Here is a 202-nt window from a genome sequence, read left to right on the forward strand (position 1 = left end):
TTTTATAAAGAGGGGTTGGGCCATTAGATTTAAAAACAAGCTTTTAGAAGACATTTTAAAACCTAACCCCGCCTTTGGAGAGAATTTTAAAGAATTTGCCCTCAAGGGCAAAGAGGCGGTTAGCAAGCTTTTAAAAGAAAAACGCGGGCAAGTGAGCGGAGCGTTTTATAAAGAGGGGTTGGGCTATATTGATTTGGTGTGG

At 40.6% G+C, this 202-nt stretch carries 1 pseudogene; it reads left to right on the plus strand.

The features are described from left to right. Window positions 1-202 (plus strand): annotated as a pseudogene (locus tag EAO38_RS08815) (hypothetical protein); the annotation flags it as partial.

The sequence above is a fragment of the Helicobacter vulpis genome (assembly GCF_003660395.1).
Lineage (GTDB): Bacteria > Campylobacterota > Campylobacteria > Campylobacterales > Helicobacteraceae > Helicobacter > Helicobacter vulpis.